Origin of the sequence: Vibrio sp. 10N.222.54.A3 (assembly GCF_041474095.1) — a bacterium.
Taxonomy (GTDB): domain Bacteria; phylum Pseudomonadota; class Gammaproteobacteria; order Enterobacterales; family Vibrionaceae; genus Vibrio; species Vibrio crassostreae_C.
Genome location: NZ_JBFRTN010000135.1, coordinates 1 through 21084 on the forward strand (window position 1 = coordinate 1; position 21084 = coordinate 21084).

The following is a 21084-nucleotide window of genomic DNA, read 5'->3' on the forward strand; positions in this document are numbered from 1 at the left end:
ACTCAACTTGGTCACATGGACGCCATGTGCTCATGTTTGGCGTTAGACGTAGAGAAGCGATCTGTTCAACCGGTTGGTGAGTAGGACCATCTTCGCCTAAGCCGATAGAGTCGTGCGTGTAAACTTGGATGTTCTGAACTTTCATCAGAGCAGCCATACGCATAGCGTTACGAGCGTATTCCATGAACATTAGGAACGTTGCGCCGTATGGTACGAAACCACCGTGCAGAGCGATACCGTTCATGATAGCCGTCATACCGAATTCACGTACACCGTAGTGGATGTAGTTACCAGAGAAGTCGTTTGCTTCAAGAGACTTAGAACCAGACCACATAGTCAGGTTAGAAGGCGCAAGGTCAGCCGAGCCGCCCATGAATTCAGGTAGCATAGCACCGAACGCTTCTAGAGCATTTTGAGATGCTTTACGTGAAGCGATGTTTGCTGGGTTAGCTTGAAGATCAGCAATGATTGCGTTTGCTTTCTCTTCCCACTCAGCTGGAAGTTCGCCGTTAGTGCGACGTTTGAATTCTGCTGCTTGCTCAGGGTAAGCCGCTGCGTATGCGTCAAACTTAGCATTCCACGCCGCTTCTTTTGCTGCGCCCGCTTCTTTCGCATTCCACTCAGCTGCGATATCTGCTGGGATTTCGAAAGGACCGTGTTCCCAACCAAGTGCTGCTTTAGTTGCTGTAATTTCATCAGCACCTAGTGGAGCGCCATGGCAGTCGTGCGTACCAGCTTTGTTTGGAGAACCAAAACCGATGATAGTTTTAGTACAGATAAGCGTTGGACGAGGGTCTGCTTTAGCTGCTTCGATAGCTGCATTGATTGCTTCCGGATCGTGACCGTCTACTGCTGGGATTACGTGCCAGCCGTATGCTTCAAAACGCTTAGGAGTATCGTCAGAGAACCAACCTTCCACTTCACCATCGATAGAGATACCGTTGTCATCCCAGAAAGCAACTAGCTTACCAAGACCTAGCGTACCAGCTAGTGAACATGCTTCGTGAGAGATACCTTCCATCAGACAGCCATCACCCATGAATGCATAAGTGTAGTGGTCTACGATGTCGTGGCCTTCTTTGTTGAACTGTGCAGCCAGTGCTTTCTCTGCCATTGCCATACCAACAGCGTTAGTGATGCCTTGACCTAGAGGACCCGTCGTTGTCTCGATACCAGGAGCGTAACCGTACTCTGGGTGACCAGGAGTCTTAGAGTGCAGTTGACGGAAGTTTTTCAGATCTTCAATTGAAAGCTCGTAGCCTGCAAGGTGAAGCAGAGAGTAAATCAACATTGAACCATGGCCGTTAGACAGGATAAAACGGTCGCGGTCAGCCCACTCTGGGTTTGCTGGGTTGTGGTTCAAGTGGCCACGCCAAAGAACTTCAGCGATGTCAGCCATACCCATAGGTGCGCCTGGGTGGCCTGAATTTGCTTGTTGAACACCGTCCATGCTAAGTGCGCGGATTGCATTGGCTAGATCTTTACGAGAAGGCATGTCTGCTCCTGGATACATAAGCGATTTAAAAAAGAGATAGTGCTAATGTTTTCATTTTAATTAGCGCGGGTATTCTCTCAAACGACTATTGCGACTGCAAACGTTTTACTGGCATTTTAACGGTCATTTTTCGCAATTTTCGAACATTTACATCACTTGGCAGTGGCTTATCTCAATCGATACGCAAACGATTAGTTATGACATATCATAAAAAAGAGCTTGTAATTCGACCGCTGGAATTTAGAATAGCCGTCTAGATGTAGAAACACCTACAAAATATACTGTATTTAATGGCGCGCTTCCTAGCTTGCGACGCCATAAACTATTTACACCAAAAACTAAAAGTGGAGCTCTCATGGCTAAGCACCTATTCACTTCTGAATCTGTTTCAGAAGGCCATCCAGATAAAATTGCAGACCAAATCTCTGATGCTGTTCTTGATGCCATCTTGGAACAAGATCCAAAAGCACGTGTTGCTTGTGAGACTTACGTTAAAACCGGCATGGTTATGGTTGGCGGTGAAGTAACAACGTCTGCATGGGTTGATATCGAAGAAATCACTCGTGAAACAGTACGTGAAATTGGTTACGTTCATTCTGATATGGGCTTTGACGCTGACTCTTGTGCTGTTCTAAACACAATTGGTAAGCAGTCTCCAGACATCAACCAAGGTGTTGATAAAGAAGACCCTAAAGAGCAAGGCGCAGGCGACCAAGGCATCATGTTTGGTTACGCGACTAACGAAACACCAATCCTAATGCCGGCTCCAATTACTTACTCTCACCTTCTTGTTAAGAAGCAAGCTGAAGTACGTAAGAGCGGTAAACTTGACTTCCTTCGCCCTGATGCGAAATCTCAAGTTACGTTCCAATACGACCAAGGTAAAATCGTTGGTATCGACGCTGTTGTTCTTTCGACTCAACACTGCGATTCAGTAACAACACCGGATCTACGTGAAGCAGTAATGGAAGAGATCATCAAACCAGTACTTCCTGCTGAGTGGATCAACAAAGACACTAACTTCTTCATCAACCCAACAGGCCGTTTCGTAATCGGTGGCCCAATGGGTGACTGTGGTCTAACAGGTCGTAAGATCATCGTTGATACCTACGGCGGCGCAGCTCGTCACGGTGGCGGTGCATTCTCTGGTAAAGATCCATCAAAAGTTGACCGTTCTGCAGCTTACGCGGCTCGTTACGTTGCGAAAAACATCGTTGCTGCTGGCATGGCTGACCGTTGTGAGATTCAACTGTCTTACGCTATCGGTGTTGCTGATCCAACATCTATCATGGTTGAAACGTTTGGTACTGAAAAAGTAGCTCACGAAATTATCATTGAAGCAGTTCGTCAAAACTTCGACCTACGTCCATACGGTCTTCAAGAGATGTTGAACCTTCTTCAGCCTATCTACAAGCAGACTGCTGCATACGGCCACTTCGGTCGTGAAGAGTTCCCTTGGGAAGCGACTGACAAAGCAGCAATCCTTGCGGACTTCGCTGGCCTAAAATAATTTAGCCACTGCGATTTGTTTCTTTAAAGCCCTTACTTCTTAGTAAGGGCTTTATTTTTATGTACTTACCTTACTTTCACTCGCCATTCTCTTCTCTAATGCCCTTCTTTACCGTTAACCACTTAGTATAAAAAACCGCTGATAATTTGTGTTTTCTAACACTACTGACAATAGTTAAGGTAACTCCTAAGAGATCAAGCTCACATTTAACTTAAATTAATTCAGCCTGATAACGCTCGTTAAATGCACGCTAGAACAAAAACTGGGATGACAAAGAGCAATTTAGCTCAACACCATAACTCTCACACGAGCCACATCGATGAGCCTTATGGAATTATAACTAGGACGTTATTTAACTAGGGGGATCTATGCCTCGTACCGCGCACCCATCCGAACTGAACGATAAAAAACACAAGGTCAGCGATAAGGATTACGCTCGCACCATTCCTTGTAACCAAATCAGTATTTCCGCACCCTTTCATTGGTTGTCGCTTGCTCTGCATGACTTAGTAAGAATGCCATTAATCAGCGCATTCTACGGTTTGTGCTTTATGGGAGCGGCAATCGCCATTGTTCAGCTTGTCCAATGGCAAGGAACACACTTGGTCGTAATGCCAAGCCTGATCGTGTACATGCTAATAGGGCCGTTTCTTGCTCTGGGCTTGTATGACGCAGCTTGGGAAAGAGAAAAAGGCCACAACGCAAGCCTACTGCACTCGATGAAAGCCATCACTCGCAACTCCACCCACCAATGGGCCTTTGCGATCGTATTGATGGTTGCGATGATATTCTGGATGCGTATCGCTGCGTTATTGCACGCGCTCTACCCTTCAGTGCAAGGCGCACCACTGGCTGAGTTCGCTCCCTTCTTAATTACGGGTTCTGTGATTGGTTTTGTTATCGCAAGCCTCATATTTAGCATCTCAGCATTTTCAATTCCGTTAATGATGGAGAGACGCGTTGATGTGATGAGTGCGATTTTCACTAGCTTTAATGCCGTGAAATCGAACATCCCTGCAATGGTGGTTTGGGCGAGTATTATTTGTGCCGGTATTTTGGTGGGTTTTGCCACCTACGGCATCGGAATGATCGTCACCATGCCGCTACTTGGCTATGCTACATGGCACGCTTATCACGAGATCATTAAGAAAAAACATCACGTGTAAAGCATCGCTAGATCAACAAGCAATGTTATGATTAGGCCTTGGTTTAAACGCTGAGGCCTTTTATTTGGAGTTAACAACGTTTGTCTTACACCCCGCAACAACACCGAGCAAATAAGAAATTGGCCGAATGCCTAGCTATCGCAAATCAACATTTCTCTCGTGAATTTCCACACCCAACTATCACCTTCAAGTTAAGAGGCAAAGCGGCGGGAAAGGCCTACCTTCAGCTCAACGAAATTAAGCTCAACCACGTACTATTTTCTGAAAATGAAGATGCCTTCATCAACGAGGTTGTGCCACATGAACTCGCACACCTGATCACGCATCAGGTTTTCGGACGTGTTAGGCCTCACGGAAACGAGTGGAAATACGTGATGGAAAAAGTATTCAACGTGCCAGCCAGAACAACTCACAGCTTTGAAATCGCGTCAGTTCAAGGGAAAACCTTTGAATATCGATGTGAGTGCACCACTTACCCATTATCAATCAGACGACACAACAAAGTACTTCGGAATCAATCGACCTACCGCTGCCAGCTGTGCAATCAAACCTTATCCTTCACAGGCACACAGCTCAGCTAAAGTCCTAGACTCGCACCTATTCGATTTGGTAACCCCATCCTTTTTATTTCAGAAAGCAACACTCGATTAAGTTGATGATAGAAATGTAATGGAGAAACTCATCCTTTGAGTGCTAGACTGATGTTTATCATACTTTTATCAGTCTTTTTCTATGCAAAAACTCACCATCAAAGCATTTGGCCTACCTGTGTCTTTTTACTTATCAATAGTATTTGGCCTACTGGTAACCCAAAGCGTTTTCGCCGCACCACCGAGCTCATTCTCCAAAGCAAAAAGAGAAGCGGTGAAGATTTATCTCGACCACCCGACTTCATTTTATTGTGGTTGTGACATTACATGGAAGGACAAAAAGAAAGGGATTCCCGACCTTGACGGCTGTGGTTATCAAGTCCGAAAACAACAAAAGCGAGCGAGTCGAATTGAGTGGGAACACGTGGTTCCAGCTTGGCAATTCGGCCACCAGCGTCAGTGCTGGCAAGATGGCGGGCGCAAGAACTGCACTCGCAATGACAAAGTATTCAAGTCCATGGAAGCCGATCTCCACAACCTAACGCCAGCTATCGGTGAAGTAAATGGTGACCGTTCGAACTACAACTTCAGCCAGTGGAATGGAATGGATGGCGTGAGCTATGGTCAGTGCGAAATGCAGGTCAACTTCAAGCAGCGTAAAGTTATGCCGCCAGACAGAGCAAAAGGCTCTATCGCGCGTACTTACCTTTACATGAGCCAAGAGTATGGTTTCAAACTATCTAAGCAACAAACCAACCTAATGATGGCGTGGAACAAGCAATTTCCTGTCGACAAGTGGGAATGTACTCGTGATGAGCGAATCTATGCCATCCAAGGTAATCACAACCCATTTGTTTACCCTGCTTGTAAATAACGTCGCTCGTACAATCAACATTCCTAACTATCTCAAACAAGAGTTTCAGAATTGCCCCTGAAACTCTTGCTCTACCCTTGTTTTTTCAACTAAAAGCATCCATGTTAGGCAGAGACAAAATACCCAAATGAACATATTTATAGGTTTACCAGCATGAGAATCCCTCGTATTCATCACCCAGAACGCATTCATCAGTTAGGTTCACTCGCTTTAGGCGAAGATGCCGCGGGTCATGTTGGTCGTGTCCTTCGCATGAAAGAAGGCCAAGAAGTCCTTCTATTTGATGGCAGTGGCGCTGAATTCCCTGCGACGATAGCCGAAGTATCAAAGAAAAATGTCACCGTTAATGTTTCTGAACGCATCGAACGCAGCAGCGAATCTCCGTTAGACTTACATTTAGGCCAAGTGATTTCACGTGGCGACAAAATGGAGTTCACGATTCAGAAATCGGTTGAGCTTGGTGTGAACACCATTACCCCTTTAATCTCAGAGCGCTGTGGCGTTAAGCTTGATACAAAACGCTTCGAGAAAAAACTCGCACAGTGGCAAAAGATTGCTATCGCGGCGTGTGAACAGTGTGGCCGCAATACGGTTCCAGTCATTCGCCCTATCATGCAACTTGAAGAGTGGTGTAGCGAACCGAGTGAAGCATTAAAGCTGAACTTACATCCTCGTGCAAAATACTCAATTAATACCCTTCCAGAACCTATCAGTAAGGTACGCCTATTGATCGGCCCTGAAGGTGGCTTGTCGGCTGAAGAAATCGGCATGACAGAACAATACAAATTTGAAGAGACGCTACTCGGCCCACGTGTACTTCGTACCGAGACAGCAGCTCTAACCGCAATTACTGCCTTACAAGTCCGTTTTGGCGATCTAGGCTAGGAGAAAAAAATGATCAAACTTGGCATCGTAATGGATCCAATTTCATCCATTAACATCAAAAAAGACTCTAGCTTTGCCATGATGCTTGAAGCTCAGCGTCGTGGTTACGAAATCCATTACATGGAAATGGATGATCTACATTTAGATCAAGGCGTAGCCATTGCTGACACTAAGGTTGTTGAACTAAAAGAAGATCCAAACGGTTGGTACGAGTTCAAATCAGAACAGACTATCGCGCTATCCGATTTAGATGCGGTACTAATGCGTAAAGATCCTCCGTTTGATACTGAGTACATCTACGCAACTTACATTCTTGAGCGTGCTGAAGAGAACGGCGCACTGATCGTCAACAAACCACAAAGCCTACGTGACTGTAACGAGAAGTTGTTCACGGCATGGTTCCCTGAACTGACACCGACCACCATCGTGACTCGTAAAGCTGAAAAAATTAAAGCGTTCCGAGAAGAACACGGCGACGTGATTCTAAAACCGCTTGATGGCATGGGCGGCGCGTCTATCTTCCGTGTGAAAGAAGGCGATCCAAACGTATCAGTTATTATTGAAACCTTGACCAACCACGGTCAGAACTACGCAATGGCACAAACTTTTGTTCCAGACATCAGCAATGGTGATAAGCGTATTCTTGTGGTTGACGGTGAGCCAATGCCTTACTGTCTAGCGCGTATTCCTGCAAAAGGGGAAACTCGAGGTAACCTTGCTGCTGGCGGTACAGGTGAAGCTCGTCCTCTAAGTGAAACAGACTGGGCTATCGCAAGAGCAGTTGCTCCAGCACTGAAAGAGAAAGGCTTAATCTTTGTTGGGCTTGATGTTATCGGCGACAAGCTGACTGAAATTAACGTGACTAGCCCCACTTGTATCCGTGAAATTGAAGCCGCTTTTGATATTTCAGTTACAGGTAAATTAATGGATGCAATTGAGCGTCGCGTTAACGCTAAATAGCCTAAACTAAAGAAAGCCTTAGCTATTCGAAAACACAGAAATATCTAGGCAAAGAACAATGAGCGGCTTTACGCCGCTCTTTTTCCTTTACTGGGAACACACTGGCAGGAGGCTCTATGAATTTAACGAACCACTTTCTGGTTGCTATGCCCGGAATGAAAGACCCATACTTTCAAAATTCGGTGATTTACCTTTGTGAGCACAATGACGAAGGCGCGATGGGTTTGATGATCAACGCCCCTATCGATGTCACTGTCGGCAGCATGCTTAAACAAGTTAAGGTTGATTCTGAGCAGCCGAAATCCAACCAAGCAAGTCTTGATAAGCCAGTATTGAACGGTGGGCCGGTCGCAGAAGACCGTGGATTTATTTTGCACAAACCTAAAGGCAGCTATCAATCCAGCATCAACATGACAGATCAAATCTCGGTGACGACTTCAAAAGATATCTTGATGGTGTTGGGCACAGAAGATGAGCCGATGAATTATTTAGTCGCACTTGGGTATGCTGGATGGGAACCGGGACAACTGGAAACCGAACTGACCGAGAACTCATGGTTAACCGTTGAAGCCGATCCGAAGGTCATCTTCGATACACCGATTTCTGACCGCTGGAAAGTCGCCGTGCAGATGTTAGGAATAAATGCGGCTCAGCTTTCAGCAGACGCTGGCCACGCCTAGTTCAAATCAGCTAAATAAAATAAACAGACACTCTCAAACACAGATAAATTTGGAAACCCCATGTCACGAACAATTATGGCATTTGACTACGGTACAAAAAGTATCGGCAGTGCGATAGGACAAGAAATCACGGGCACCGCAAGCCCTCTAAAAGCTTTTAAAGCCAAAGATGGCATCCCAAATTGGGACGATATCGAAAAACAAATTAAAGAGTGGCAGCCGAACCTGATTGTAGTCGGCCTTCCTACCGACCTTCATGGTAAAGACTTAGCAACCATTACACCTAGAGCGAAGAAGTTCGCTAACCGCCTTAAAGGACGATTTGGTGTCGATGTTGAACTACATGATGAAAGACTCTCGACCACAGAAGCAAGAGCCGACCTTTTTGAAATGGGCGGCTATAAAGCGCTAAGCAAAGGCAATGTCGATAACCAGTCTGCAGTCGTCATTTTAGAGAGCTGGTTTGAAGCACAATATTCATAACGAAAATTAAGAGCTCAAAGATTAAACTCCTTTGTGATCCTATAATGATATTACGACGTAATGTCGAAGCAATTCATTATTAGGTAAGTGGGAGTTCACATGAAAATTTTTCTAGCAATCTTCGTAGCTCTAGCAATATCAGCATGCAGTTCGACAAGCTCCAATAATGCAGGTTATATGAATCATACTTCGACTGACGCAGACGTAATCAGCGAGCCTAAGAACAAGAAGCGTTGATAATACAGACGCAGTCGAACGATGAATATGATGAACGCCTGATTTTAACCTAGAATCAAATCAGGCGTTTTTTATCACCCCATATCTATCTTCACACCAGCCAACGCCCCAGTTCCGTAGTCGTCATCACCACGTCTAGTTTTGAGCATTAAGCGCAAGTCATTAGCAGAATCGGCACTGTGGAACGCATCCTCTTCGCTGATCTTGCCTGCTATCACTAAATCATACAAAGCTTGGTCAAAGGTCTGCATACCTATCTCTTTCGATTTAGCCATGGTTGCTTTCAGTTCGTGTAGTTCACCACGACGAATCAAGTCAGAAACACGAGGGCTATTCAGCAGAATCTCGAATACACCATGACGCCCGCTGCCATTCTTGTCGCGAATGAGTTGCTGAGCGACGACACCACGCAGGTTCATCGATAGGTCAAACAAGAACTGTTCTTTCTGCTCTTTCGGCACCAAATGAAGAATACGCTCTAGCGCTTGGTTAGCGTTATTGGCGTGCAAGGTTGCCATACACAAGTGACCCGTTTCAGCAAAGGTCATCGCGTATTCCATGGTCTCACGGCTACGGATTTCGCCAATCAAGATCATGTCTGGTGCTTGGCGTAGCGAGTTCTTAAGCGCGACTTCGTAACTCTCGGTGTCGAGCCCGACCTCACGCTGCGTCACGATGCACTTTTTATGTTCGTGCACAAATTCAATAGGGTCTTCAACCGTCAAGATATGTCCCGAGCGATTGGTGTTGCGATAGCCTGTCATTGCAGCCATTGAGGTCGATTTACCAGAGCCTGTCGCACCAACCACCAGCACAAGTCCGCGCTTAGCTATTGATAGGTCCTGTAGTACATCAGGAAGCTTTAGTTGCTCAAAGGTTGGGATGTTAGTCTCGATACGTCGAATGACCGCTCCAGGTAGCTCTCGCTGAAAGAATGCACTGACACGAAAACGACCAAAGTCACGCACGATGGCAAAATTAGCCTCACGCGTTTGCTGATACTCATCACGTCGATCTTGTTCCATCATCGCATCAAGTAATTGAGCAACCTGTGCCGCATTCAGCTTCTCTCCTTGGGGGCGTAATTCACCATCCACACGAAACAGGATTGGCGCATCGACAGTGATATAGAGATCCGATGCCTTTTGAGAAAGCATTCCCTCAAGGATTTGATTCAATTCCATTATGTACACCTTAATTAAAACATTGAGGTTTCAATTTCGATCTTTTTCTCGACCTCTTCCGAATCAACCAAGCCCTGCGCCATCAGCTGCTTCGCATTTTGTTCCATGGTCTGCATGCCGTGCGCTGCGCCCGTTTGAATGATCGAGTACATCTGAGCGACCTTGTCCTCGCGAATCAAGTTTCTGATCGCAGATGTTGCCATCATGATTTCATGACACGCCACACGACCACCACCAACACGCTTTAGCAGCTTCTGGGCTATCACCGAGCGCAGTGATTCAGACAACATCGAACGAACCATATCTTTATCGCTACCTGGGAACACATCGATAATACGGTCGATCGTTTTAGCCGCAGAACTGGTGTGCAGAGTACCAAAGACCAAGTGACCCGTTTCTGCTGCGGTTAACGCTAAGCTAATCGTCTCTTGGTCACGAAGTTCACCAACCAGAATCACGTCTGGGTCTTCACGTAAGGCACTGCGCAGTGCCGCTTTAAAACTGTGAGTATCACGGTGAACTTCACGCTGGTTGACTAGGCATTTATTATTGGTGTGAACGAATTCTATCGGGTCTTCAATCGTCAGAATATGCTTATTGTGGTTGCGATTTACGTAATCAACCATCGCCGCAAGAGTCGTTGATTTACCAGAGCCAGTTGGACCAGTGACGAGCACTAACCCTTTTTCGTAGTTAGCAATCCTTTCGAAGATCTCAGGTGCACCTAACTGATCTAAAGTCGGGATTTCGACAGGGATAGTTCGAAAGACAGCTGAGCAGCCACGGGCTTGGTTAAACGCATTAACACGAAAGCGACCAACATTGGGTAATTCAAAAGAGAAGTCGACTTCCAGTTTTTCTTCAAACTCGCCGCGTTGTGAATCGCTCATGATCTCAAAAACCAAACGATGCACATCAGCATGACTCAAAGCTGGGATTCCAAGCTTCCTTACTTCACCATCTATACGTACCATTGGAGATACACCCGCAGAAAGATGTAGATCTGACGCGTTATGCTTTACACTAAAATCTAGTAACTCAGTGATATCCATTTATTTTCCCTTAAGTAAAGTCAGCTATGAGTAGTATTCAACAAAATATCGAACAAATCACCTCACAGATTCGTAGTGCTGAGCAAAAGTGCGGACGAGCTCCAGAGTCCGTGCAACTTTTAGCCGTCAGCAAAACTAAACCTATTGATGCGATTCTAGAAGCCGCACTCGGAGGCCAAGTTGCCTTTGGTGAAAACTATGTTCAAGAAGGTGTAGATAAAGTAAAACACTTTTCAGAACAACATTCTAACCTAAATTTAGAGTGGCATTTTATTGGTCCAATTCAATCCAATAAAACCCGCCCAATCGCGGAAAGATTTCAATGGGTGCATTCCGTCGATCGCGATAAGATCGCACAAAGGCTTAATGATCAACGACCAAGCGAACTTCCACCTTTGCAAGTGTTGATTCAGGTAAACACCAGTGGTGAAGAGTCCAAATCTGGAACCTCAGAAGAGACAGTTTTTGCACTCGCGGAGTTGATTTCATCGCTCCCCAACCTCACCTTAAGAGGATTGATGTCGATTCCTGCAAACGTATCTGACTATCAATCTCAGCTTAATGCATTTTCTCAACTGGCAGAGCTTAAAGACAAGCTAGCCGCGAAGTATTCAGACATTGATACCCTTTCGATGGGGATGAGTGGTGATATGGATGCAGCAGTTGAGGCTGGTAGCACAATGGTTCGTATTGGAACAGCTATTTTCGGCGCTCGTGATTACGCGAAATAGCCGTAGTAAGTAACGACAAGTACAAGTATTGATACCGCTTCGCCTTATCCGCGCAGCGACACGCTCAGGATTTTATATATGGTACATAAGAACATCGCCTTTATTGGGGCGGGAAACATGGTTCGCTCAATTGTAGCTGGCTTAGTTGCTAGTGGTTACCCAGCGCAAAAGATTACTGCGACAGCACCTTCAGAAACCAGAAGGCTGCCGTTAGAACAAGAATACGGCATCAATACCACCAGCGATAATATTGCAGCAGCAGAGCAAGCAGACGTTGTTGTGTTATCCGTGAAGCCACAAATGATGGCTGATGTATGTAAACCCTTACAAGATATCGACTTCAGCAACAAACTGGTTATCTCAATTGCCGCGGGTATTAATGCGAATCGACTTAATGAGATGTTAAACTGCCAACTGAACCTTGTTCGTGTGATGCCAAACACGCCATCACTGCTTGGTAAAGGGATGAGTGGTCTTTATGCCGATGCAACTGTCAGCCAAGATGATAAAGACTTTGCTTCTCAGCTGATGCAAGCTGTTGGTGAAGTAAGTTGGGTTGAACAAGAGTCTGGAATCAACAACATCATTGCGGCGGCGGGTAGCGCTCCGGCTTACTTCTTCCTGTTTATGGAAGCGATGCAAGCTGAAGCAATCAAGCAAGGTTTTGACCAAGAAACCGCTCGTAAATTAGTGCAGCAGTCTGCATTAGGCGCGGCAGAGATGGTGGTAGCGAATCCAAATACTGAATTATCGACACTGCGTGAACAAGTGACTTCAAAAGGCGGAACAACTGCAGAAGCATTGCGCACGTTCAATGAACATCAACTATCAGACATCGTAGCCAAAGCCATGCAAGCGGCGGTCGCTCGAGCTGAAGAGATGGAAAAACTGTTTTAAGCATTTTGTCGCTCGGGTTATATCTAAGCGGCAAGTAAATCCGAAAAAGGAAACAATATGAACTCGATGAGCTTTCTGATCTCGACCGTTTTTGATCTTTACATCATGGTTGTGATCTTGCGTATCTGGCTACAAGCATCACGTGCAGATTTCTACAACCCATTCTCACAATTCATCGTAAAAGCGACACAACCAGTTGTTGCCCCACTGCGCCGAGTTATTCCATCAATCGGCAGCCTAGATCTTGCGACGGTTATTTTTGCTTATGTGCTATGTGTGCTTAAGTTCGTTGCTCTCAACCTGATTATCTCTGGCGGCGCAGCTGTATTCGATATCAGCTTCCTGATCTTTGGTGCACTATCTTTGCTAAAAGCGGCTGGTGGTTTGATCTTCTGGGTTCTACTTATCCGTGCAATCCTTAGCTGGGTTAGCCAAGGCCGTAGCCCAATCGAGTACGTGTTCCATCAACTGACTGAGCCAATGCTAATGCCTATCCGCCGTATCCTACCGGATATGGGTGGCTTCGACTTAAGCGTTCTGGTTCTGTTCATTGTTCTACAGTTTGCGAACTTCCTAATGGGCGACATGATTGGTCCTATTTGGTATCAGCTATAATTCAAGTACGAACATCAGGTACTTTGACGATGCCAAAAGCGGTTTGGGCCGAGGAAAACGATATTCTTCTTAGGCTCTATATCCAACCCAAAGCAAGCCGAGACAAGATTGTTGGCTTGCATGGTGAGGAACTCAAAATTGCCATAACTGCTCCACCAGTAGATGGCAAAGCCAACGCCCACTTAGCGAAATACCTTGCGAAACAGTTTAAGGTCGCAAAAGGGCAAATTAAGATAGAAAAGGGAGATCTCGGTAGGCACAAGCAAGTTCGAATATGCTCGCCAAGCCAAATCCCAACTGAAGTCAAAGCCATCCTATGATGGCTTTTTGCTATTTATTGGAGTCATTATGCGTTTATGGATAACAGCACTACTCACCGCTCTTGTTGCCTTACCAAGCTCAGCTGGGCAATTTAAGAACATTAAGGATGTCGAGGTTCATTACTCGGCTTTTAATTCCACGTTCTTAACTTCGCAAGTCGCTAAGCAATACAAACTTAAGCGAAATGGATACTCAGCAATCCTCAACATCAGCTTGTTAGACAAGGCTTCTCTAGGCAAGCCTGCGACAACGGCTAAAATTACGGGAACAGCGAAGAACCTCGTTGGAAACACCCGTACTTTGAAGTTTCGAGAAATCAAAGAAGGCGATGCGATTTATTACCTTGCTGAGTTCCCCGTAACTCACGAAGAAAACATCACCTTCGACATCGATGTGAACGCAGGCCTAAAAGGCACTGGTCCACTGCGTTTCACACAGAAATTCTATATAGAAGAGTAAGCTCAAACCTTACTTTTCATTTATTAACTTATTTAGAGCTACATTCCCATGAGTAAGATTGTTTTAGCAACAGGCAACCAAGGTAAAGTTCGCGAGATGGCAGATATTCTGTCTGAGTTTGGTTTTGACGTTGTCGCGCAAAGTGAATTTAACGTTTCAGAAGTCGCTGAAACAGGAACGACTTTCATTGAAAATGCCATCATCAAAGCTCGCCACGCAGCGAAAGAAACAGGGCTGCCAGCCATTGCTGACGACTCAGGTTTAGAGGTTGATTACTTAAATGGTGCGCCAGGTATCTATTCAGCGCGTTACTCAGGTGAAGGGGCAACCGATAAGCAGAACATCAAAAAACTATTAGATGCGATGCAAGGTGTCGAAACTGAAAAGCGTACTGCGCGTTTCCACTGTGTGTTGGTGCTAATGCGTCACGAGAATGATCCAACACCTCTAGTGTGTCACGGTAAATGGGAAGGTCGTATTCTTACTGAAGAACACGGTGAGAATGGCTTTGGCTACGATCCTGTGTTCTTTGTACCAGAAGATAACTGCGCCTCAGCAGAGCTTGAATCTTCGCGTAAGAAGCAACTATCACACCGTGGTAAAGCGCTTGCGTCACTATTCAAGACTCTCAAGGAGCAAGCTCTGTAATGCACAATGCAGCGCTAATACCACCCGCACTTAGCCTCTATGTACACATCCCATGGTGTGTACAAAAGTGTCCGTATTGTGATTTTAACTCTCACGCTCTCAAAGCCGAGATTCCTGAAAAAGAGTACATCGATGCTCTGCTTGAGGATCTCGATACCGATATCGAAAAGTACCAACTCAATGACGTACCTCGCCCATTACATTCGATCTTTATTGGTGGTGGCACGCCGAGTCTATTTTCTCCAGAAGGTATAGGTCGATTGCTGCAAGGCATTGAACAGCGCATCCCGTTCAAACTTGAAATAGAAATCACCATGGAAGCCAACCCGGGAACTATCGAAGCTGAGCGTTTTGCTGGTTACCAAAAAGCAGGCATAACTCGAATCTCGGTGGGTGTGCAAAGTTTTGAGCAAGAGAAACTGGAAAGGCTTGGCCGTATTCATGGGCAAGATGAAGCGGTTAACGCTGCTCATTTAGCGCATAAAATCGGATTGAATAGCTTCAACCTAGATTTAATGCACGGTTTACCGGATCAAAGCATTGATCAAGCCTTGGCTGATTTAGACAAAGCAATCGAGCTCGATCCTCCACACTTATCTTGGTATCAACTAACAATAGAACCTAACACCATGTTCTATTACAAAACACCAACGCTGCCTGATGATGATGACCTTTGGGATATCTTCGACCTAGGCCATAAGAAGCTCGCAGACGCAGGGTATGTGCAGTACGAAATTTCAGGCTACAGCAAGCCCGGCTATCAGTGTCAACACAACCTCAACTACTGGCGCTTTGGTGACTATCTAGGTATTGGCTGTGGCTCTCATGGCAAGCTGAGCTTTACAGATGGACGCATTGTTCGTACCACTAAGGTTAAGCACCCTAGAGGCTATCTAGCTGCGTACCAAAACATGGTAAAACCTTATCTATCAGATGAATTTGAAGTGCCGAATGAAGACCGCCCTTTTGAATTTTTCATGAACCGCTTTAGGTTAATGGAAGCATGTCCAAAGCAGGATTTCATTGATACGACAGGGCTTGGTTTTGACTCGATTCAAAAAACGATTGAATGGGCAAAAGAGCTAGGCTACTTGAAGGAAACCGACACTCACTGGCAGATCACTGAAAAAGGAAAGCTGTTTCTCAATGATCTGTTAGAAGCCTTTATGGCAGAAGAAGACGAGTAGTTCGAGATTCGAGATTCGAGATTCGAGAAGCATTGCGTAAGGGTTGGCTTTAGGATCAACCCTTTTTGTTTTATAGCCCTCTCTCGGTGCGAAGCGTTCTATAGGACAACGTCCGTGCTCGAATCTTTCTCTTAGAAAATAGAACGACCAATTCGCTCTGAAAGCAACTCTAGAGCCTTAGTACCTGCGAGCGAGTTGCCAGAAGGATCAAGCTCTGGAGACCACACCGCAATCGTCATTTCGCCAGGAACGATAGCAATAATACCGCCACCAACGCCCGATTTTCCTGGCATACCAACACGGTAGGCAAACTCACCAGCCCCATCGTACAAGCCACAAGTTGCAAGCAAAGCATTCAGCTGCTTGGTCTTTACCGGCGTGATGATCTCTTTCTTAGTCTGTACTGACACACCTTTGTTCGCTAAGTAGCTAAAGGTTTTCGCCAAATCCACACAAGTCATCTTAAGTGCACAAGCATGGAAGTAATTATTAAGTACAGGGATAACATCGTTCTCAAAATTACCAAATGAACGCATCAAGTACGCGATAGCGGCATTACGGTCGCTATGCATCATTTCTGAAGCCGCTACTACCTTGTCGTACACAATATGAGTATCGCCCGATAACTGACGTACAAACTCCAATAAACGCTGTCTTGGTGCTGACAAGCGGCTTTGTAGTAGGTCTGCAACAACAATTGCACCAGCATTGATGAACGGGTTACGAGGAATCCCATGCTCCATCTCAAGCTGAATCATCGAGTTAAAGGCTTGACCAGAAGGCTCTTTGCCTACTCTTTGCCAAATCTCTTCCGGCTTATAGAGCACCATTGCTAACGTCAAACTCAAAGCCTTAGAGATAGATTGTACAGAGAAGGCTTCCTCTGCATCACCAGCTTGAATCACTTCTCCTTCATTGGTGTACACCGCAATCGCCAGTTTCTGGTTCGATATACGCGCTAATGCAGGAATATAATCAGCGACCTTTCCCTGACCAATTAAAGGGCGAACTTCTTCTAAGATCTCGGCCAAAATAGCTTGAGTTGGTTTCATGTGTGCTTACTTCTATATTGTTATTTTTGTAGGGATGTAACATATACCAATCGTAGTAAATAACAGCTCACTCTAGCTTGTTAAAATGCTCGATAACTGCGTTAGAGTTTTTGATTGTAGAGTAACTACTTATCGAAAAATGCTGCCTTGTTCTCAAGCCTTTTTCCTACGCTATTTCTGATCACTTACTTACTGTGATTGGTATTACTTTCTGTCGTTAAGCCTTTACTGAAATAAAAGCCTAAGGACAAAAAAGCCAACACTACAATAATGTTGGCTTTTATCAATCCCACAAAGTGTAAGGTTAAGATCCTAATCAAACCTCACCTTCATTTGTTTAGGTTCAGAATTACTTAGTACGCTTGTACTTAATATCCCAAACGCCGTGACCTAAACGATGGCCACGAGCTTCAAACTTAGTCAGTGGACGCTCATCCGGGCGAGGAATGTAATCACCATCTTCAGCGATATTCTCAAAACCTGGAGCAACGTTCATTACTTCAATCATGTGCTCTGCGTAGTTTTCCCAGTCAGTTGCCATGTGGAAAATACCAGTTTCAAGGTGTAGCTTAGCACGAACCATTTCAGCGAATTCAGCTTTAACGATACGACGCTTGTGGTGGCGAGCCTTGTGCCATGGGTCAGGGAAAAACAGTTGCAGTGTATGCAGGCTGCTATCTGGAATCATGTGTTCAAATACTTCTACAGCATCGTGACACATTACACGCAGGTTAGTTACGCCAGCATCGCGCGCAGTACCCAAACAAGCACCAACACCTGGGCTGTGAACTTCAATACCTAAGAAGTTCTTCTCAGGTGCGTTCTTTGCCATTTCAACCAGTGATGCACCCATACCGAAGCCAATCTCTAGTACAACTGGGTTATCGTTGCCAAATACTTCTTTCCAGTTAAGAAGCTCTGGGTTGTAGTCGATACCCATTGTTGGCCAACATTCATTCATCGCGTTCTCTTGGCCTTTTGTTAAGCGGCCTTCGCGGCGAACAAAACTACGGATCTTACGAACCAGTTTGCCGTCTTCAGTATATTCGTTAGTGGTCACTTCACTCATTGATTTTTGCCTGCACATTGATTAATCAAAGCGGGGATTATCCAAAGAATTGCCTTCGGTGCAAGTCTTTCCGTGGATAAATTCCCACACAATTTGTCTGTTTTACATCCAACGTTAAGTGTGGTGCAATTTCGCTTCTAATAATAGCAAAGCATAGAGCATGTCGTGACTCCTTTCGCAACCGCCATATTAAAGTGGTATGACGCCTACGGGCGTAAAGAATTACCTTGGCAACAAAACAAAACCGCCTACACCGTTTGGCTATCTGAAATCATGCTTCAGCAGACTCAGGTCACCACGGTGATTCCATACTACCAACGCTTCTTGGAACGTTTTCCAACAGTTATCGATCTAGCGAACGCCGAACAAGATGAGGTACTCCACTTATGGACAGGGCTTGGTTATTACGCACGAGCTCGCAATCTACATAAAGCAGCCAAGATCGTTGCTGAGCAATATGGTGGTGAATTTCCGCTGTCTATCGAAGAGATGAACGCGCTACCGGGGATTGGTCGCTCAACAGCAGCAGCCGTCTTATCATCGGTTCATAAACTTCCTCATGCGATTCTTGATGGCAATGTAAAACGAACGCTTGCGAGAAGTTTTGCCGTTGAAGGTTGGCCGGGGCAAAAGAAAGTCGAAAACCAGCTTTGGGAACACGCCGAAGCACATACTCCGAACAAAGATGTCGATAAGTACAACCAAGCAATGATGGACATGGGTGCCATGGTTTGTACCCGTAGCAAGCCTAAGTGCACCTTGTGCCCGATTGAAAGCATGTGTGAGGCCAAGAAGCTCGATAGACAGCTCGACTTCCCTGGCAAAAAGCCTAAGAAAGAAAAGCCAGTAAAAGACACATGGTTTGTGATTCTGTATCACGACAACCAAGTGTGGCTCGAACAGCGCCCTCAATCTGGTATCTGGGGCGGATTGTTTTGTTTCCCTCAAAATGAAAACGCAGAGATCGAACATCAACTAGATCTTCGTTCGATCAAAGACACTCAAACCAATTCGATCAAGACCATGATTGCGTTTAGACACACTTTCAGCCACTACCACTTAGATATCACGCCAGTATTAGTGAAATTAGATAAACAACCAGATTTGATAATGGAAGGGGCTAAAGGTCTCTGGTATAACTTATCAAAACCGGAAGAAATTGGCCTAGCCGCTCCTGTAAAGCAGCTTATTGAGAGCCTACCCTTTGAACTGAACGACGACGTTTGAATCAACGAACGCGATAAGAGGAACCACTATGAGCCGCACTGTATTTTGTGCTCGCCTTCAAAAAGATGCTGAAGGCCTAGATTTTCAACTTTACCCAGGTGACTTAGGTAAGCGTATCTTTGACAACGTGTCTAAAGAAGCTTGGGGACAATGGCAAAGCAAGCAAACTATGCTTATCAATGAAAAGAAGCTAAACATGATGGATCCTGAGCATCGTAAACTTCTTGAAACTGAGATGGTTAACTTCCTTTTTGAAGGTAAAGATGTCGTAATTGATGGCTATACTCCACCAAGCGAATAAGACATTTATTTAAGCAATTTTTAATGACATCATGGTTAACGCTGCGATGTCATTTTTGTATGAGGAACTATGAAAAAGCTAAGTTACTTCCTAACAGCCATGTTATTAACTGGCTGCAGCCGTGAATTTGTCGAAAGCATTTATGATGTCAATTACGAGCCAACCAACCGGTTTGTGAAGAATTTAGCTGAGCTACCCGGACAATTTGAAAAAGATACCGGGGCGCTAGATTCATTAATAGATAGCTTTTCAGGCAACATTCAAAAACGTTGGGGTAGCAGTGAAATCAAGATAGCAGGTAAGAGTAACTATGTGAAATACATAGATAATTACTTAAGTCGTTCAGAAGTGAATTTTAGCCAAGGCCTGATAACGGTGGAAACGGTTTCCTCTACCGAACCGAAAAAACACCTCAAAAATGCGATCATGACGACCCTTTTGACGCCAGATGATCCGGCGCATGTCGATCTATTCTCTTCTAAAAGCATCAAGCTAGAAGGCAAACCTTTCCTCTATAATCAGGTCGTAGACCAAGAAAAAAAGCCCATTCAATGGACTTGGCGAGCGAACCAGTTTGCGGATTACCTGATCGCGAATAACCTAAAAACCAAAGAAGTCGACTTTAAAAAAGCCTACTACGTTGAAATCCCAATGGTGGCCGACCACGCTAGCCAGCGTAGTTATCAATATGCCGACATCGTTCGACGAGCGTCTCAGCGTTATGACATCCCTGAAGATTTAATCTACGCTATCATCAAGACAGAGAGTAGCTTCAACCCGTACGCCGTAAGCTGGGCTAATGCTTATGGTCTTATGCAGGTGGTACCTAAAACCGCTGGTCGAGATGTATTTGAACACGTCAAAAAGAAACCTGGTGAACCAAGCCCTGAGTACTTATTCAATCCAGAAAACAACATTGATGCTGGCACCGCATACTTTTACATCCTTAAAAATCGTTATTTGAAAGACGTAAAAAACCCATTAACGCTTGAATACAGTATGATTTCAGCCTATAACGGCGGTACTGGTGGCGTACTCAATACCTTCAGTAAGGACAGAAAGCGAGCAATGCAAGACTTAAACTCGCTGCAACCGAGCCAAGCCTACTGGGCGCTTACCAAGAAGCATCCAAATAAAGAGTCGCGCCGATACCTCGAAAAAGTAACGCAATTCAAAAAAGAATTTAACCAAGGTAAAACATAACCCTCACTTTTGAATAAAAAAACAACGAACGAACGGTTTTTTTAATTATTTTCAAAAAAGGAGTTGACGGTTATGCAGAAAATCCGTTTAATAGCGCTCCGTTGCCCGGATAGCTCAGTCGGTAGAGCAGAGGATTGAAAATCCTCGTGTCGGTGGTTCGATTCCGCCTCCGGGCACCACAATTTGATTTGTTGGTGTCAACACTCTTTAACAGGGAGTAACAACACGGACAAAAGCATAAAGAATTTAGTGTGCCGA

Annotated in this window: 24 protein-coding genes and 1 tRNA gene; 20 read left to right on the forward strand and 5 right to left on the reverse strand. The window is 45.1% G+C overall.

Annotated features, from left to right (window positions below):
- Window positions 1-1495 (reverse strand): transketolase (gene tkt, locus AB4507_RS21490; RefSeq protein WP_372183331.1); only part of this gene is annotated, 1495 nt, incomplete at its 3' end.
- A gap of 355 nt (window positions 1496-1850) precedes the next feature.
- Here tkt and metK point away from each other — a divergent pair.
- From metK to AB4507_RS21535, 9 genes are all read left to right on the forward strand, one after another.
- On the forward strand, window positions 1851-3005 hold the full coding sequence (gene metK / locus AB4507_RS21495) for a methionine adenosyltransferase (RefSeq protein WP_017062234.1): 1155 nt from the start codon (window positions 1851-1853) through the stop codon (window positions 3003-3005).
- Between the two features lie 368 nt (window positions 3006-3373).
- Window positions 3374-4171, forward strand: a complete 798-nt coding sequence (locus AB4507_RS21500) for a DUF2189 domain-containing protein (protein WP_017062235.1) — start codon at window positions 3374-3376, stop codon at window positions 4169-4171.
- Window positions 4172-4251: 80 nt separating this feature from the next.
- Complete coding sequence (locus AB4507_RS21505; protein ID WP_372134646.1) at window positions 4252-4752, forward strand: SprT family zinc-dependent metalloprotease; 501 nt, start codon at window positions 4252-4254, stop codon at window positions 4750-4752.
- A gap of 151 nt (window positions 4753-4903) precedes the next feature.
- Window positions 4904-5635, forward strand: coding sequence for an endonuclease (locus tag AB4507_RS21510; RefSeq protein WP_102333138.1), 732 nt, complete (start codon window positions 4904-4906; stop codon window positions 5633-5635).
- Between the two features lie 153 nt (window positions 5636-5788).
- Window positions 5789-6520: a 16S rRNA (uracil(1498)-N(3))-methyltransferase gene (gene rsmE, locus AB4507_RS21515; protein WP_017062238.1), complete on the forward strand. Its 732-nt coding sequence runs from the start codon at window positions 5789-5791 to the stop codon at window positions 6518-6520.
- Window positions 6521-6529: 9 nt separating this feature from the next.
- Entirely contained in the window at window positions 6530-7480 is a 951-nt protein-coding gene (gene gshB / locus AB4507_RS21520; RefSeq protein WP_004735482.1) for a glutathione synthase, read from the forward strand.
- A gap of 116 nt (window positions 7481-7596) precedes the next feature.
- On the forward strand, window positions 7597-8160 hold the full coding sequence (locus AB4507_RS21525) for a YqgE/AlgH family protein (protein ID WP_102394125.1): 564 nt from the start codon (window positions 7597-7599) through the stop codon (window positions 8158-8160).
- 60 nt (window positions 8161-8220) lie between these two features.
- Entirely contained in the window at window positions 8221-8643 is a 423-nt protein-coding gene (gene ruvX, locus AB4507_RS21530) for a Holliday junction resolvase RuvX (RefSeq protein WP_017062240.1), read from the forward strand.
- A 99-nt stretch (window positions 8644-8742) separates the two neighbouring features.
- A complete protein-coding gene (locus tag AB4507_RS21535) occupies window positions 8743-8880 on the forward strand; it encodes a hypothetical protein (protein ID WP_170791814.1) in 138 nt (45 codons plus the stop codon).
- 74 nt (window positions 8881-8954) lie between these two features.
- On the opposite strand, the gene AB4507_RS21540 is transcribed toward AB4507_RS21535, so the two are convergent.
- Both AB4507_RS21540 and AB4507_RS21545 read right to left on the reverse strand, forming a co-directional pair.
- The gene (locus AB4507_RS21540; RefSeq protein ID WP_017062241.1) at window positions 8955-10064 is read right to left on the reverse strand and encodes a PilT/PilU family type 4a pilus ATPase; all 1110 of its coding nucleotides are present in this window, start codon (window positions 10062-10064) and stop codon (window positions 8955-8957) included.
- A 14-nt stretch (window positions 10065-10078) separates the two neighbouring features.
- Entirely contained in the window at window positions 10079-11116 is a 1038-nt protein-coding gene (locus AB4507_RS21545; RefSeq protein ID WP_372129367.1) for a type IV pilus twitching motility protein PilT, read from the reverse strand.
- A 26-nt stretch (window positions 11117-11142) separates the two neighbouring features.
- On the opposite strand from AB4507_RS21545, the gene AB4507_RS21550 reads away from it, so the two are divergent.
- From AB4507_RS21550 to hemW, 7 genes are all read left to right on the forward strand, one after another.
- Window positions 11143-11847, forward strand: coding sequence for a YggS family pyridoxal phosphate-dependent enzyme (locus AB4507_RS21550; RefSeq protein WP_171732407.1), 705 nt, complete (start codon window positions 11143-11145; stop codon window positions 11845-11847).
- Between the two features lie 78 nt (window positions 11848-11925).
- Entirely contained in the window at window positions 11926-12744 is an 819-nt protein-coding gene (gene proC, locus AB4507_RS21555) for a pyrroline-5-carboxylate reductase (protein WP_372103738.1), read from the forward strand.
- A 57-nt stretch (window positions 12745-12801) separates the two neighbouring features.
- Entirely contained in the window at window positions 12802-13359 is a 558-nt protein-coding gene (locus AB4507_RS21560; protein ID WP_102321470.1) for a YggT family protein, read from the forward strand.
- Window positions 13360-13388: 29 nt separating this feature from the next.
- The gene (gene yggU, locus AB4507_RS21565; protein WP_017062245.1) at window positions 13389-13679 is read left to right on the forward strand and encodes a DUF167 family protein YggU; all 291 of its coding nucleotides are present in this window, start codon (window positions 13389-13391) and stop codon (window positions 13677-13679) included.
- A 28-nt stretch (window positions 13680-13707) separates the two neighbouring features.
- Window positions 13708-14139: a DUF4426 domain-containing protein gene (locus tag AB4507_RS21570; protein WP_372183334.1), complete on the forward strand. Its 432-nt coding sequence runs from the start codon at window positions 13708-13710 to the stop codon at window positions 14137-14139.
- A gap of 48 nt (window positions 14140-14187) precedes the next feature.
- On the forward strand, window positions 14188-14787 hold the full coding sequence (locus AB4507_RS21575; RefSeq protein WP_017062247.1) for an XTP/dITP diphosphatase: 600 nt from the start codon (window positions 14188-14190) through the stop codon (window positions 14785-14787).
- On the forward strand, window positions 14787-15974 hold the full coding sequence (hemW, locus tag AB4507_RS21580; protein ID WP_372084264.1) for a radical SAM family heme chaperone HemW: 1188 nt from the start codon (window positions 14787-14789) through the stop codon (window positions 15972-15974). Before AB4507_RS21575 ends, hemW begins: the two co-directional genes overlap by 1 nt.
- A gap of 131 nt (window positions 15975-16105) precedes the next feature.
- Here the strand turns inward: hemW and glsB are convergent, their stop codons facing one another.
- Window positions 16106-17026 (reverse strand): glutaminase B, encoded by a 921-nt coding sequence (gene glsB, locus AB4507_RS21585; RefSeq protein WP_136983007.1) that lies wholly within the window; start codon window positions 17024-17026, stop codon window positions 16106-16108.
- A 349-nt stretch (window positions 17027-17375) separates the two neighbouring features.
- On the reverse strand, window positions 17376-18095 hold the full coding sequence (gene trmB, locus AB4507_RS21590; protein WP_008223608.1) for a tRNA (guanosine(46)-N7)-methyltransferase TrmB: 720 nt from the start codon (window positions 18093-18095) through the stop codon (window positions 17376-17378).
- A 165-nt stretch (window positions 18096-18260) separates the two neighbouring features.
- Here trmB and mutY point away from each other — a divergent pair, with 165 nt between their 5' ends.
- The 4 genes from mutY (at window position 18261) to AB4507_RS21610 (ending at window position 21005) form a co-directional block, all read left to right on the forward strand.
- Window positions 18261-19322, forward strand: coding sequence for an A/G-specific adenine glycosylase (gene mutY / locus AB4507_RS21595; protein ID WP_372084262.1), 1062 nt, complete (start codon window positions 18261-18263; stop codon window positions 19320-19322).
- 28 nt (window positions 19323-19350) lie between these two features.
- Window positions 19351-19623 (forward strand): oxidative damage protection protein, encoded by a 273-nt coding sequence (locus AB4507_RS21600; RefSeq protein ID WP_010435637.1) that lies wholly within the window; start codon window positions 19351-19353, stop codon window positions 19621-19623.
- Window positions 19624-19692: 69 nt separating this feature from the next.
- Window positions 19693-20826, forward strand: coding sequence for a membrane-bound lytic murein transglycosylase MltC (mltC, locus tag AB4507_RS21605; protein WP_017063191.1), 1134 nt, complete (start codon window positions 19693-19695; stop codon window positions 20824-20826).
- Between the two features lie 103 nt (window positions 20827-20929).
- A tRNA-Phe gene (locus AB4507_RS21610) sits at window positions 20930-21005 on the forward strand.
- Window positions 21006-21084: the final 79 nt, after the last annotated feature.